Annotated in this window: 11 protein-coding genes; 1 reads left to right on the forward strand and 10 read right to left on the reverse strand. The window is 29.8% G+C overall.

Features of this window, described 5'->3' with window-relative positions; all coding sequences use genetic code 11:
- The 7 genes from CHL78_RS16965 to CHL78_RS16995 all read right to left on the reverse strand — a co-directional run.
- Positions 1-458, reverse strand: a 458-nt coding sequence (locus CHL78_RS16965; RefSeq protein ID WP_116041621.1) for an ECF-type riboflavin transporter substrate-binding protein, incomplete at its 3' end; no start/stop codon positions are given.
- A 205-nt stretch (positions 459-663) separates the two neighbouring features.
- On the reverse strand, positions 664-2,655 hold the full coding sequence (locus CHL78_RS16970; protein ID WP_094369676.1) for a YgiQ family radical SAM protein: 1,992 nt from the start codon (positions 2,653-2,655) through the stop codon (positions 664-666).
- Positions 2,656-2,842: 187 nt separating this feature from the next.
- Positions 2,843-3,709: a YitT family protein gene (locus CHL78_RS16975; protein WP_094369675.1), complete on the reverse strand. Its 867-nt coding sequence runs from the start codon at positions 3,707-3,709 to the stop codon at positions 2,843-2,845.
- A gap of 100 nt (positions 3,710-3,809) precedes the next feature.
- Positions 3,810-5,147, reverse strand: a complete 1,338-nt coding sequence (locus CHL78_RS16980) for a hypothetical protein (RefSeq protein WP_094369674.1) — start codon at positions 5,145-5,147, stop codon at positions 3,810-3,812.
- 479 nt (positions 5,148-5,626) lie between these two features.
- Entirely contained in the window at positions 5,627-7,261 is a 1,635-nt protein-coding gene (locus CHL78_RS16985; protein WP_094369673.1) for an amidohydrolase, read from the reverse strand.
- 78 nt (positions 7,262-7,339) lie between these two features.
- Positions 7,340-8,683 carry an alanine:cation symporter family protein gene (locus CHL78_RS16990; RefSeq protein ID WP_094369672.1) on the reverse strand — a complete coding sequence of 448 codons (1,344 nt, stop codon included), beginning with the start codon at positions 8,681-8,683 and terminating at the stop codon, positions 7,340-7,342.
- Between the two features lie 315 nt (positions 8,684-8,998).
- Positions 8,999-10,504 (reverse strand): helix-turn-helix domain-containing protein, encoded by a 1,506-nt coding sequence (locus CHL78_RS16995; protein ID WP_243446471.1) that lies wholly within the window; start codon positions 10,502-10,504, stop codon positions 8,999-9,001.
- A gap of 383 nt (positions 10,505-10,887) precedes the next feature.
- On the opposite strand from CHL78_RS16995, the gene CHL78_RS17000 reads away from it, so the two are divergent.
- On the forward strand, positions 10,888-12,186 hold the full coding sequence (locus CHL78_RS17000) for a conjugated bile salt MFS transporter (protein ID WP_094369670.1): 1,299 nt from the start codon (positions 10,888-10,890) through the stop codon (positions 12,184-12,186).
- Between the two features lie 64 nt (positions 12,187-12,250).
- Here the strand turns inward: CHL78_RS17000 and CHL78_RS17005 are convergent, their stop codons facing one another.
- From CHL78_RS17005 to CHL78_RS17015, 3 genes are all read right to left on the reverse strand, one after another.
- Positions 12,251-13,501 carry a DUF1015 domain-containing protein gene (locus CHL78_RS17005; RefSeq protein WP_094369669.1) on the reverse strand — a complete coding sequence of 417 codons (1,251 nt, stop codon included), beginning with the start codon at positions 13,499-13,501 and terminating at the stop codon, positions 12,251-12,253.
- A 36-nt stretch (positions 13,502-13,537) separates the two neighbouring features.
- A complete protein-coding gene (locus tag CHL78_RS17010) occupies positions 13,538-14,476 on the reverse strand; it encodes a D-2-hydroxyacid dehydrogenase (RefSeq protein WP_094369668.1) in 939 nt (312 codons plus the stop codon).
- Between the two features lie 73 nt (positions 14,477-14,549).
- A partial coding sequence (locus CHL78_RS17015) for a pyridoxal-phosphate-dependent aminotransferase family protein (RefSeq protein ID WP_147295840.1) occupies positions 14,550-15,391 on the reverse strand: 842 nt, incomplete at its 5' end.

Raw genomic sequence — 15,391 nt, forward strand, 5'->3', positions numbered from 1 at the left:
CCACCTATAGCCCCTTGTAAAAATACTTTATTAGATGGCTCTGCATATATTACTATATCTAGTACTGGAGCCACAATAAACCATGCCAATATATTAGCTATAACTTGTATAATATTAAATAATACTATTTTTTTCTTTGAGAAGTCACCATCATCAATATTTATTTTTTTCCATGCTAGACCTATAACAACACCAACAACACCTGATGCTATTACCCAACTAAACCATGGCATACCATAAAATACTAAGTCCTTAAGACCATGACCAATAAGACCTATTAAAAGTCCAGCTAATGGACCATACATTATCGCCATTAATGCAAGATATGCATATGATGTTTCTATATTAGTATTCGGTATTCCACTAGGTATAGATCCAAATCTTCCTAATATCATGAAAACTGCAGCTCCTATACCTATGGCAACTATAGTTTTTATTGAAAACTTATTGCTGTTCATACTTATCTACCTCGCTATTTCAGTTCTAAAATATTTCATTTTTTTAAATTTCACGCAACTTCTAGTATATATCTTATCATTTTTTTTGTCAATATTAGTCGATTTTGCAACATTTCATTCATATAAATAAAAATGACCTCATATATTTGAGATCATTTTTATTTATAGTTTTTGACTATATATCATGAAATATACATCTGTATATTTATCTTTTTTTCCTTTTAGTATTACTACTTCTAGAAGCTTTACTGTCTTGTTTAAAGCTTCCTTTTGAATTTCTACTATCTTGTTGTTTATTATTTCCTTTAGAAGAGTTGTTATTAGATTTCGTATTTCTTCCATTTGCGTTTTTTTGTCCATTACTTCTAGAGTTAGAAGGCCTATTTCCATAACCTCTTTCATCTCTAGGCTTTATTAAACATCTTGCTCCAAATCCAATTAAGTCTTCTCTTCCCGCTTCTACTAATGCATTTTGTACTAAATCGTAATTTCTAGGTGCTCTGTATTGAAGCAGTGCTCTTTGCATAGCTTTTTCAGTTTTTGACTTAGGTACATATACAGGCTTCATAGTAAGAGGATCTAGTCCTGTATAGAACATTACTGTTGATAGTGTTCCTGGTGTAGGATAGAAGTCTTGAACCTGCTCTGGTTGATAATGCGTATCTCTCAAGTACTCTGCCAACTCTATTGCACTATTTAGTGTAGAACCCGGGTGACTTGACATTAAGTATGGTATTAAATATTGATTCATACCTAATTGTTCATTTATAGCAAAGAACTTTTGTCTAAATCTATCATAAGTATTTCCAGCTGGTTTTTGCATATAATCCAAAACTTCTTCTGCAATATGTTCTGGTGCAACCTTTAACTGACCACTAACATGGTGTTTTACTAACTCTCTAAGGAATTTATTGTCTTTATCAGCCATAACATAGTCATATCTTATACCAGAACGTACAAATACCTTTTTAACATTAGGTATACTTCTTACTTTTCTAAGTAAATCTATAAAATCTGTGTGATCTACAGTTAAGTTTTTACATGGCTCAGGGTGTAGACATTGTTTATTCTTACATGCACCTTTTGTTATTTGTTTTTTACACGCCTCTTGTCTGAAGTTCGCAGTAGGTCCGCCTACATCATGTATATATCCTTTAAAGTCGGGAAGTGTAGTAATATATTTTGCTTCGTCTACTATCGATTCATGACTTCTACTTTGTACCGCTCTACCTTGATGGAATGTTATTGCACAGAATGAGCAACTTCCAAAACACCCTCTTGAACTTACTACACTGAATTTAACTTCTTCTATAGCTGGTATTCCACCCATTTCCTTATAAATAGGATGATACGTCTTTTGATATGGTAATGCATAAACTGCATCTAGCTCTTCTCTATTTAAAGGTTTTTCCGGCTTATTTTGTACTAAAAATTTATTTCCATATGGCTCTACTATTGCTTTTCCTCTATATGGATCTTGTTCATCATGTTGAAGCTTAAAAGATTTTGCATGTTTTGCTTTATCTTCACAAATTTCCTTGTATGATGGAAGTAGTACATAATCTTCATATATTTCATCTAAACTATCTGCCATATAACATGTTCCGTTTATATGTCTAATATATTTTGGATCAAATCCATTATTTAAAGCGTCTGCGACTTCAATTATTTGCTTCTCACTCATACCATATATTAGTAAGTCTGCACCACTATCTATAAGAATAGACTTTCTCATTTTGTCACTCCAATAGTCATAATGTGCAAATCTTCTTAAACTAGCTTCTATACCACCTATAGCAATTGGTATATCTTTGTAAGCTTCTCTTATTCTGTTGCAATAAACTATTACTGCTCTATCCGGTCTACAACCCATCTTACCACCTGGAGAGTAAAGGTCCTTTTCTCTTTGCTTTTTACTTACAGAGTAGTGATTTACCATTGAGTCCATATTACCTGAATTAACTAAAAATCCAAGTCTCGGTCTACCAAGTTTCATAAAATCATCTGTAGTTTTCCAGTTAGGCTGTGCTATTATCCCTACCTTGTATCCTGCATCTTCTAATACTCTTGATATTATTGCAGTCCCGAAACTATGATGGTCTACATAAGCATCTCCTGTAACTAGCACGAAATCAAGCTCATCCCATCCTCTATCTATCATATCTTGTTTGCATATTGGTAAAAATTTATTTTCCATATATATCACCTGCTTAATCATCGTTAAATTTATTATACCCTTATTTCCATAAAAGAAATCAAATCGACATTTTATAATCTTGATATATAATTATATCACTAAAAAGCAAAAACTTTAATTGTTATTAAAAAAAGAATTAAAAAAGTGTCGAAATCTCCGACACTTTGTATTTTAAATCTATATAGATTTATAAGAACTTCTCTTTAAATCCTGCACCCCTTACTTCCTCCACATTGTTTACAGAAATAAATGCATTGTGATCTATCCTATATACTAAATCTTTAAGCTTAGCCATATCCCCAGAAGACACTATACAATATATTATCTTCTTTTTAGCATGTGTATAAGCACCTTCTGCATCTAAGAATGTAACTCCACTTTTCATCTCTTTCATAATCTCTTGTGCTATCTCTTCATTTTTCTCAGATATCAATAGTATAGATTTCTTCTTATCAAAGGAATCTTTAGTTAATTCCATAGCAACAGATGTTATGTACATAGATATTAATGTGTACATTACTAATTTAGGACCAAATAAAAACCCGCCTGCACACACTATAAAAAAGTTAACAAATAAGAATGTATCTTTCATAGATATCCCAAATTTAGTTTTAAATACAGCAGCAATTATATCTAGCCCACCTGCAGATGCTTTTGCCTTAAATATAAGACCCATACCAGCTCCATTTAAAAGCCCTCCATATATAGCCTGTAGCATAGTATCATTGATATTTACATATCTATATAAGTCTTGAGTAGCCCCCAATGCAATAGAGAATAAAAACATATTTATAAAACTTACTATTAAAAATCTTTTGTCAAAGTATTTATTAGATAATAAGAAAATAGGTATATTCATTAAGAAACTTGCTATACCTTGATTAATACCGAATAAGTTATTTAATATAACACAAATACCAGCTAGTCCACCACTAAGTAAATTAGCAGGTGTAAGAAATCCATTTATGCCAACTGCACATAAAATAATTCCAAATGCCATAACTCCATATTGTAAGAGTTTATTATCTTCAATGCTAAACGTTTTGTTTGTCATACTTTCTTTTCCCTTTCATTTTAATTTTAGCTATTTAGTACACAAAGTTGTCGGTTATATTAAATATTCGTATATTTTGTATATAATTCCCTAAGTTGTTTTATGCAACTTCCTTAATTTCACGTTCTTTTATTCTATATTTACTCAATTCAAACTCTACAAATACAACTAATGCAGTGATATTTAAAGACGTTACAATAAGAATTAAAATTTCTAAAATGTAAGACATCATATCAACTTTAAATATAGCAAGAGCTCCACCACATAGTAAAAGAGTAGCATAGATTATGTTATTTGCCTTGTTATTTTCTAGTAGCTTATTTAATATAAGATATCCTCCCAGTAAAGTTGTAAGTGCTGATAAAATTATAAAAATAAATAATATTATTATTCCAAACCATCCTGTTACACTTTCAACTGTATTAAAGTATGATACCAGCTTTAGTACACCCGGCTGAGAAAAATCTATAATTCCTTCATTTATTCCATATGATGCTATATACGAAGTTACTACAATGGATATTACCACTAAAATACTTGTAATAATTAAAGATATCATCGCTGCTAATCTAGGATTTGAATCAGACCCTACTTTTACCAATGCTAAAGTTCCAAGTCCTGGTTCTGCTATCTGTATAATTCTTTGTATTCCAAATATTAGTCCTAGTGGTATCCCAAATAACATTGATACAGGATTTTTCATTCCTATAATCATTTTTTCTATAAATAAAGGTATATAGCTTGAAGTCTTATATGTAAATAGACCAAATACTACAAAATATGCTGCAATAAATATTAGTATCATTGATATAAGAAACTTTATAAATACATCCTGCTTATTCTTTAGAACTATAGCTATAACTACACCTATTATAGGAATTACTATATATAAATATCTCTGAATCTCTATTAAGTTAATTTTTCCACTATATTCTAGTATATTTATCATTACTGCATCAATACCGCTAAACTGAACTCCTCCTATTGCAAATGTATATAAAAGAATCAATGCAACTACATATACCTTTGATGCACCTTTAGATAAAAATACTCGTATATATTCTTTAGGTGACATATTTACTACCTTAGCTATCAGAGTCTCACAATATGATATAGGTATTAATATTACCGCACCTACCAAAGCCCATATAGCAATAGACTCTACATATATCTGTCCATTTATAGAGAGCTTGCTTAATGCACCTAAAAAACCGACTATAGTTCCTGTACCAATTATTGACGCTAGAGAAATTGACACTCTAGGTATAATAGACTTTAAATTCAATCTATACTCTGTATTCACAAGAGATTTTAGATTAAATGCAACTTGTATACATATATAAGCTCCTACTAACAATAAAAACGGAATAAAAATTGGCCAAGAAATACTAGACACGATTCTAAAAATTTCCTGAGAGTAAGTCAACACATTATTCACTAATTTGCCTCCAATCTTAATTTTATAACTTCAAATTTATAATCAATCCATAAATAGAGCGCTGATAAATAACACCAACGCATTTTCTATATTTATGATATGGATATTAATAATCCTATGATTGTATCAAATTAAATCTATTTTTTATACGAAATATATTAAATATAACTCTTCTAAAGTTTCGTTTTATTTTTAAAAAACTATCACTTGTACTACTTAGGCAATATTACAATTATACAATATAGAGTAGATTTTTCCAATGATTTCATATTATTCTTTAGTATTTTTAATAGTTCGTATTTTTAAAAATATTTTTAACTTGCACTTATGCTTATTGCATAATAGCATAAGCTTGTATCGTTTAACTATTTTACATAAATAAAAGACTATCATCACAACTTATATATTTATGATAATAGCCCTTTATATGCACGTTCTAAAAACTTATAATTCATCTAACTAGCATATTTAGTTGCTATTTAGTTTGCTTTGAAAATTCTATTTCCTTCTTTTATAGTTTCTAGAACTTTTATAGTTTCTAACTCTTCAACATTAACTTCTAATGGGTTTCTATCAAGTATAACGAAATCTGCTAACTTTCCAACTTCTATAGAACCTTTTGTATCTTCCTCAAAGTATTGGTAAGCTCCATTTATCGTTACAGCTTTTATAGCTTCCATTACTGATATTCTTTGATGTTTTCCTAATACTCTTCCACTCTCTGTAGTTCTGTTTACTGCAGTGTGTATAGCAAGTATTTGATTAGGCATCTTAACTGGTGGATCTTGGTGTAAAGTAAACTTTATACCTTCTTCTAACGCCCAACCTATCGGAGATATATTTTGAGCTCTTTCTGGTCCAAATACTTGGTCATGATGTAAATCTCCCCAGAATCTTACATGGTCATTAAAGAATGTAGGTACAGCTCCAACAGCCTTAACATCTTCTAATTGATCTTTTCTTAAAGCTTGACAGTGAACCATAACTGGTCTTAATTCAGCACCATGTCCTGTTATCTCCATTGCCTTTTTGTAACATCTTAAGAATTGAGCACATGCTTCGTCCCCATTTACATGAGTATGAACTTGTATATTAAGATTTATACAATCAACGTAATATTGAGTTACAACCTCATCAGTCTGAGTTCCATATCCACAATAATCAGCAGACTGTCCTTCAGGCACAACATGATAAGGCTCACTTAACCAAGCTGTAAATCCTTGAGGAGAACCATCTAACCAAGTCTTACCTCCAGCTAACTTATAGTGATTTTTGTATTCTCTCTTTGGAGTACCTTCATCTGTCATAAGTTGAGTTGTTACTGGTTGAGTTGCTAATCCAAGTATATCTATTATTAATTTACCAGTATTTGCACAAGTGTCTAATATATAAGTATATCCATTAGATAATTCAACAGAAGCATCTTGAGTAGTCGTTACACCTAAAGACGCATATACTTTTTGTACTCTTTCAACAGCTCTTAGAACATCTTCAAATCCCGGAGATATTACAATCTTCTTCTTTTCGCTATCAAGTATAGCATTTTCTTCTAAAACTCCATTTGCTTCTTTAGAGTCAGGAGATACAGTTCTTACAACTCCACCTTCTGGCACTACATAATCTTCTCCTGAATATCCATATAACTCTAAAGCTTTTGAGTTAACACTAGCTAAGTGTCCAGATGCATGAGACACAGTTATAGGTATTTCTTTACTTACTGTATCTAAATCAAATTTTGTAGGATGCTGACCATCTTCAAATTTTGTATTATCGTATCCAAATCCTATTAGCCATTTATCTCCTTGAGGAGGGTTTTCTTTTAATTCTTTCTTTAATTTAGCCAATAATTCTTCTCTTGAAGTAACATCTCCTAAAGTAACTATCATTAAAGTTTGAGCTGTAGCTACTACATGCCCATGTGGGTCTATAAATCCAGGAAGCATCGTTTTCCCTTCAAGGTCTACAAGTTCAGTATTTTCATCTTTTAATGATAATACTTCATCATCACTTCCAACTTTTATTATTTTTCCATTTTCAACTAAAACTGCTTCTGCTGTAGGATTGTTATCATTAACTGTAACTACCTTACCATTGAAATAAATAGTTCTTTTCATTGTAATGTCTCTCCCTTTGTGGTTAAAAATAGTATTACTTTTAAAATTCAAAATTCTAAAAGTAATACTTATATAATATTATGCCGCTTTATTTTCAGCAGCAGTATTATCTAATTTGTATGCTTCCCACTTCTTGAATGTAAATATAGCTAATGCAGTTACATTTATTCCAGAAAGTACGAATAATAATAAGTCAACAGCTTCAAATACAACATTAGCCCCAAATACAGCTAATGTTCCTGCTGATATGATTAAAGTTAAGTATATAGCTATGTTTTTATTTATATGATTTTGCTTAAATAACTTTGTCATGTAGTAGTAAGATCCTAGTATTGTAGTTAAAGCTGATAATACAGTAAATAAACATAATACTACTAATCCAAACATACCTGTAACTGACTCTGCTGTTGCAAAGTATTGAGATAACCTAGTTACTGCATCTGCTGGGAATTCTATTATTCCATTGTTTAACCCATAAGATGCTATATAAGATGTAACTACTATAGATACAACAACTGTAACTACTGTAGGTATTAAAGATATCATCGCAGCTTCTCTTGGCTCAGCATCTGATTCTTGAGCAGCCATTGCTAATGCTCCTAATCCTGTTTCTGCAGTTTGTATTATCTTTTGCATCCCTAATACAAATCCTAAAGTTATACCGGCAAATCCATTAACTGGATTCATCATACCTTCCATTAAGTTAGAGAAGTATGTTGGTATATAACTACCAGTTTTTATAACGAACATTGTAAAGAATATAAAGTATCCTGCAACTGCTGTTCCTATCATATAAGTCATTGCTCCCATGAATATTTCATGCTTTTTAGATAAAACTAATGCAGCAACTACAGCTATTACTGGTATTACTATAAACATATAAATTTGTACTGGAGTTAATGCTCTTCCAAATTTATTAGCTACTATATCAGTAACTGAAGATATACCACTAAATTGGAATCCACCAAATCCAAATACTGCTAATGCAACAAAACATACAGCATATAACATACCTAATTTAGGTGATATTAATGAAGATATATACTCTTTTGGAGTTTTATTCATTATTTTTGAGTTTAAAGTTTCTGCATAAGAAACTGGAACCATTATACAAGCTCCTATTAACGCCCATATAGCCATTGCTTCTATGTTTGTCTCTCCTGATGCAGCAAGTTTAGATAATGCTCCAAGAACACCGATTATTGCTCCTGTACCTATCATTGCTCCTAATGATATAGAAGCAGGACCTATAACATTTTTAAGATTTAACTTTGCAGGCTTAGTAGCCTTCTTTTGTATCATGAATATAGTTCTTATTGATGTCACAGCACCAACTAATAGTATGAACGGTAAAAATACTGGCCATATCATTTCAGATATTGCAGTTATTCCATGTTCAAGTTGTAATAAAACATTAGACATTTAAATATTCTCCTCTTTGATTATATATATTTTTATTTAATTGCAGTCTTAATAATTTATAACTTAACTATATTCATGTATATATTCACCTAAAAAAAATAGGCATTGTCTTAAAATAATACAGCACACTAATTCATGGTTGACTAATTAATAATCAGCCACCATTAATAATATACTTGTACAATTTTAAGAAACGCCTATTTACATTTTCTAGTCTATCAATTTTTATAAGTAAAAGTCAATAGTATTTTAATTTATTTTTTTATTTTTTATCCTTTGTTATTCAAGGTAAATATTGGTAATAAAAACTTTTTCCTAATATTCATTGAAATTTTCATTTATTATCTTTGTATAACTTATTGATTTTGAAATTCTTTGTAGTATATCTTCTTTATCATCTACAACTATATCTTTTTTATCATCCCATAAAATATAGAACAAGCTGTTGCACACACTTTTAAAGTCATTATCCATTATTATTGCATAGTCATCAGCATCTTTTTCGGGATGAGTTTTTATAAGTTTTAAGTTTCTAGATAAGTATAAAGATGAATTTGAATCACCTTGTAATTCATCAATAATTTTACCATCAATTAATCTTATTTCTACATCTTCTGATTCATTTAGTATCTTTTCTATATATTTTATGTGTCTTTCTCTTTGTTTAAATGTTAGTGTCACAGGTTTATTAAAGAATAATAATTCTCCTGAAGATATATATTTTCTTAGTTCCGATTCATATATTAATACCTTCAATTTAGACTTATATGTTACATTTTGAAGAAAGATATTTATCTTTTTTAATTCATTTATTATTTGTGGTTTATCTCCAAATAACATTTCTGCAACTTCCATAAATAAATCTTCTGGCATGAAAAATTCATTCATATTCCCTATTAACCATCTTAAGTCATGACCCATTATATATTCCATATAAGTATTATCTTCTATTATTGAGCTAGCTGATTTCCTTGATGTTATTGCATTTCCTTGATTCTTTATTATATCTTCCAAACTATAGTATAGCTCATCTACAACAGGTTTTTCTTTAGACATATTGCTTAATATGCATATACCATCATTTCTAAATAATCCAACATACATAATTTTATTTTTAATTACAAATATCCCCGTATTAGGGCTAACCGTACAATTATAAATTCTAAAGTCTAAAGATGGATGAGACGATATTAAATTTAATATTAACATAGTATTAAATAAAAAGTCTGGACCGTTATTTTTAAGACCAGTTAAAAACTTGACTTTCAAGTTTTCATTTTTTCCATAGCTATAAAGAGTTTCTTTCATATCAGCTAAAGACATTTTTTCTTCCTTACTAGTATCAAATAAGTTAGATGCTATTACCATATTTATCTTTTCATCTTTATTTATATATGAATTCATCTCTTTAAATAAATACTTCTTTCTCAACTTGGGATTCACATGTGAAATACTATTGTAACTTTCTTGCGAGAAAGTATCTTTAGGTATATTTGGTATTGAATTCCCAGTCGTATTTAAATATGCATCTTTTAGAGATCTTTCAATATATTTCAATAAAAATGCTTCTTTATTCTCATTTTCATCTATATATATTTCAAAGTACTTAATCAAATCTTCGATGGTATCTTCTGTAAGAGAATCCACTATAAATTCAGATATAACTTTACATATCTTATTAATATTTTTAGTACTCGGTAAATTCTTTGAATTAATCCATTTACTTATATATGATATGTCATATCCTACTTCTTTAGCCAAGGAACTCTTTTTCTGATTAGATAAATATAAAAATTTTTCTAACAACTGGCCAAATGTCATATTTTTCAACTTTTATCACATCCTTCTTTCGCTTATATATAATGCCTTCTATATTATTACTTATTATAATATGTCATTATAACACTATTTAAACCTTTATCAAATTATATTTTTGGATTTCTGCAGTTTTTGTAGAATATTGTAATTTTTATATTAAGTTTTACCTTAAATTTTTTCATGTTTTTTTCTAATTTATTCAACAATTTTCATTTTAGTTCACATTTTTTTCTATTTTTCTTTGTTATTATAATCTCATAGCCTTAATTATGTTCTTGTTATTTAGCGCCTATTTACAAAATCGCTATTATGATTACACATTTTATGCTATTTAAAATCTAATAAAAAATTTAATACAGTAGTGTTTTACAAAAGGAGAGATTTTCATGAGTGAAAACAAAAAGAAAAAGTTCGCAACTGGTTGGCTTATAGTTGTTGCATGTATGCTTATACAAGCGATACCATTTGGTGTTGCATCAAACATACAACCTCAATTCGTTAGTTACGTTGTACAAGAACACGGATTCACATTAGCTGGATTCTCATTAATATTCACATTAGGTACTGTAGTATCTGCTATAGCATCTCCTATAATAGGTATGTTATTCAACAAAATAAACACGAAAGTTATGTTCTTAGCTGGATGTGTACTTTCTGGTGGAGGATTCTTAGCATTCTCTATGTGTACAGAATTATGGCAATTCTACCTTGTTGCTGGTGTAGTACAAGTTGGTACAGCTGCTATATCTTCAATAGGGGTACCTCTTTTAATAAACGGATGGTTCGATGAGTTATCTAAAGGTAAAGCTATGGGTCTTGCTTTTGCTGGTGGATCTATAGGTAATATATTCTTACAATCATTAACAGCTTCTTCATTAGCTGCTAACGGTTCTAGTAAATCTTACTTAATGTTCGGAGCTTTATCATTAATAGTTGGTGTACCTATAACTTTATTATTCTTAAGAATGCCTAAGAATGATAGTGAAATAGTTAAAGGAACTAAAAAAGGAGATACAAAAGAAGCTACTACTCAAGAATCTAACAAAGTTGATTGGGGATATACTTTTAAAGAAGCTAAAAACCTTAAATTCTTCTGGTTATTCGGATTTGGTTTATTCTTCTTAGGTATGTATGTATCTGCTTTAGCAGTTCAATACCCAGCTTACTTAAAAGTTCACTTATCTATAGACCATTCTATAGTTGGTTATGTTGGTTCAATATTTGCTTTATTCTCTTTAGGCGGAAACTTATTTGGTGGTATAATATTCGATAAATTAGGTGTTACTAAAGGTCTTATGGTTGCAGCTGTATTAGCATTTATTTCTTGTGCTGCTTTAATGTTCTCTAGCCATATAGCACAATTAGCATTCGTATTTGCTGCATTAAAAGGTTTATCAGTATTTGCTTACATGATGGGACCTTCTATACTTACAGGTTCATTCTTTGGACAAAAAGATTTCGGTGCTATATTAGGTACTGTTCAAATATTCTTTGCTATAGGATTTGCTGCAGGTTCAGCAGTATTCGGTTTCTTAGTTGATAAGTTCAGCTACGAAATGGCTTGGTCTGCAATATTAGTATTCATAGTTATATGCTATGGATCATTAATATTAGCATCTATCGGTATGAATAAGTTAAACAAAGAAAGAAAAGCTAGCGTAGAAAATCAAAATCAAGCTGCTTAATATATTTTATTAAATAAAAAGCTATCGCATTAAGAGTAAAACTTAAATCGATAGCTTTTTCTATTTATATATCTAGCTCATGAATAAATAGTCCACACCTTACCTTAGGTTCAAACCATGTTGATTTAGCTGGCATTATTCGACCTTCATTAGCTACTTTAATTAAGTCTTCCATACTTGTAGGATACATAGCAAAGGCTATCTTCATATCTTCATTAGTCCTTCTTTCTAGTTCTTTTATTCCTCTAATCCCTCCTACAAAGTCTATTCTTTTGTCTATTCTAGGATTATCAATACCTAGTATAGGTGATAGAATATACTCTTGGAGAATTGATATATCTAATGTTTTTACTGGATCTATGTTATTCTTAACATCATTATTAATCTCAACTTCATACCATTGATTATTTAAATACATACCAAATATTCCTTCTCTACTTGGCCTATACTCTTCTTTACCATCCATTTTACTTATTTTAAATCTCTCACTTATTTTTCTTATAAGTTCTTCCTCTGTAAGATTATTTAGATCTCTTACCACTCTGTTATAATCTAAAACTAATAAATTTTCAGCCGGTGCTATCATAGCCAGATAGTAATTGAACTCTTCATCACCTATATAATTAGGATTTTCCTTCCTTAATTTCTTTGCTATATTTACAGCTGCAGCTGATCTATGATGTCCATCAGCTATATAAAGATAATCTATCATTTTAAATCTACTTACCAAATATTCTATATCATCATCTTCAGATATTCTCCATACAGTATGCTGTATTTTATCATCAGTCATAAAATCATATATAGATTCATTAACATTTATATATTTGCTAATAAATGTGTCTATTTCTTCTTTATTTTTGTAGGTAAGAAGTATTGTTCCTGTATTCGCATTACAATATTTTATATAGTTAGTTCTATCTAATTCTTTATCTGGCTTTGTATACTCATGTTTCTTTATGATATTATTCATTGTATCATCTACTGAAACACAGGCTACAATACCTACTTGTGGCCTTGAATCCATTATCTCACGATATATATATAAGCACTCTTTTGACTCTCTAATTAATATGTTATTCTCTATAAACTGCTTTAAGTTTTCTCTAGCTTTAACATATACTTCCTCATCATACTCATGTATATTCTTATCTAATTCAACTTCAGCTTTATCTATTCGTAAAAACGAATACATATTACTATTTACTATCTCTCTTGCTTCCTTAGTATTCATAACATCATATGGAAGTGATGCAACTTTGTCAACCAATGATTCTTTTGGTCTTATTGCCTTAAAAGGTCTTATTATTGCCATAATCCCCCTCCTATCATTTATATATAGTTCATTACTTTATAAAGCTATATCTGTATTACTATCTAATCCAAAATATTCTGTTATAATATTTACTATTTCTTCAGATATCCTATTTTGAGCTTCAAAAGTTGATGCGCCTATATGAGGCGTAGGTGAAACTCTAGGGTGGTTAACTAACTCCATATTTATATTTGGTTCATCTTCAAATACATCTAAAGCTGCAGCCTCTATTTTCCCGTTATTTAATCCTGTCAGTAAATCTAACTCACATACTAGTTTACCTCTGGCATGATTTATAAAGTAAACTCCATCTTTCATCTTATCTATTTCTTTCTTAGTAATTAAATATCCTTTTTCTTTTTCATAAGGAATGTGTATAGTTAAAAAGTCTGAGGCTGATAATACTTCATCTAATGTAGTATACATATATTTATTACAACCTTCCATTTCTCCAAGTATATCATTATATATAATTCTCATTCCTAATGAATAAGCCCTTTCGGCTACAGCTTTACCTATTCTTCCCATTCCTATAATGCCTAAAGTTTTTCCATATATTTCAATACCAACATACTTATTTTTATTCCATATGCCTTCTCGCATAGTTATATTTGATATATTTATAAATCTTGAAATTGTAATTATCTGTCCTATAGTAAGCTCTGCAACAGATCTTGTACTGCCATTAGGTGTATTAATAACTGTTATATCTTTATCCTCAGCATACTTTACATCAATATTATCAAGACCCACACCAGACCTTACAATTAGTTTTAATCTCTTACCTTCACATGCCTCGTCAATTATTTTTCTTGTTATTTTATTCTTTGAACGAACTACCAATGCATCCACAACCTTAAGCACTTTGCCTAGTTCATGATCTTCATAATACCTATCTATTATATTAAACCCTAATAATCTTAATTTATTTATTTCATATTCACCTAGTCCTTCAGTCACTAAAATATTGAACACTACATAACTACCTCCAATTAAATTTATAATTTACGATTTTTTAAATTTATATCTATATATTAAAGCTTAGCTATTATAATCTAAGCTCCAATATATCATTTATATTTTTTAATAATTCTTCTATATCATCTACTGTATAATCACCCATATGAGAGATTCTAAATGTCTTTTCTTTAAGGTCTCCATAACCATTTGCTATAACAAATCCTCGTTCCTGTAGTTTTTGGTTTAATTCACATACACTTATACCTTTTGTATTTTCTATAACTGTAAGTGTATTTGATAGGTAATTTGTATCAGTATAAATTTTGAAGTGATCTTTAGCCCAGGTTCTTACCAGATTTGCCATTTCTTCATGTCTTTTAAAACGGTTATCTAGGCCTTCTTTTAAGATTTGATCTAATTGGAAATTTAAAGCGAACATATGTGAAAGAGATGGTGTTGAAGGGTATTGATGATTTTTATTTATAATGTACTCATACATTGCTAATAAATCAAAGTATACACCTCTAAAAGGCACTTTTTGAGCTCGCCTCATTGCTTTTTCAGAAAATGTACATATCGACATACCTGGTGGCAGTCCAAGTGATTTTTGGACTGATGTAATACATATGTCTATATGGCATTTATCGACCTCTATTTTTATTCCACCTGCTGAACTTACTGCGTCTACACAATAAATTATATCGTCATACTTTTTAACAACTTCTCCAATAGCTTCTATAGGATTTGTTATTCCCGTTGAAGTTTCATTATGAGTTACAGTTATTAAATCGTATTCTCCGGTAGAAAGTACCTTATCAACCATCTCAGGCGTTATTGCCTTTCCCAATTCAACCTTGTAAATATCCGTTGGTACTCTATTATACACTCCCATTTTATACCATCTATCACTAAATGATCCACAGGAAAATA

The organism is Romboutsia weinsteinii (assembly GCF_002250835.2).
Taxonomy (GTDB): domain Bacteria; phylum Bacillota; class Clostridia; order Peptostreptococcales; family Peptostreptococcaceae; genus Romboutsia_A; species Romboutsia_A weinsteinii.

What these genes read in the sequence shown, in the direction of transcription:
- CHL78_RS16970 (WP_094369676.1), bottom strand. Translation starts at nt 2,655, where the DNA reads ATGGAAAATAAATTTTTACCAATATGCAAACAAGATATGATAGATAGA.
- CHL78_RS16975 (WP_094369675.1), bottom strand. Translation starts at nt 3,709, where the DNA reads ATGACAAACAAAACGTTTAGCATTGAAGATAATAAACTCTTACAATAT.
- CHL78_RS16985 (WP_094369673.1), bottom strand. Translation starts at nt 7,261, where the DNA reads ATGAAAAGAACTATTTATTTCAATGGTAAGGTAGTTACAGTTAATGAT.
- CHL78_RS16990 (WP_094369672.1), bottom strand. Translation starts at nt 8,683, where the DNA reads ATGTCTAATGTTTTATTACAACTTGAACATGGAATAACTGCAATATCT.
- CHL78_RS16995 (WP_243446471.1), bottom strand. Translation starts at nt 10,504, where the DNA reads ATGACATTTGGCCAGTTGTTAGAAAAATTTTTATATTTATCTAATCAG.
- CHL78_RS17000 (WP_094369670.1), top strand. Translation starts at nt 10,888, where the DNA reads ATGAGTGAAAACAAAAAGAAAAAGTTCGCAACTGGTTGGCTTATAGTT.
- CHL78_RS17005 (WP_094369669.1), bottom strand. Translation starts at nt 13,501, where the DNA reads ATGGCAATAATAAGACCTTTTAAGGCAATAAGACCAAAAGAATCATTG.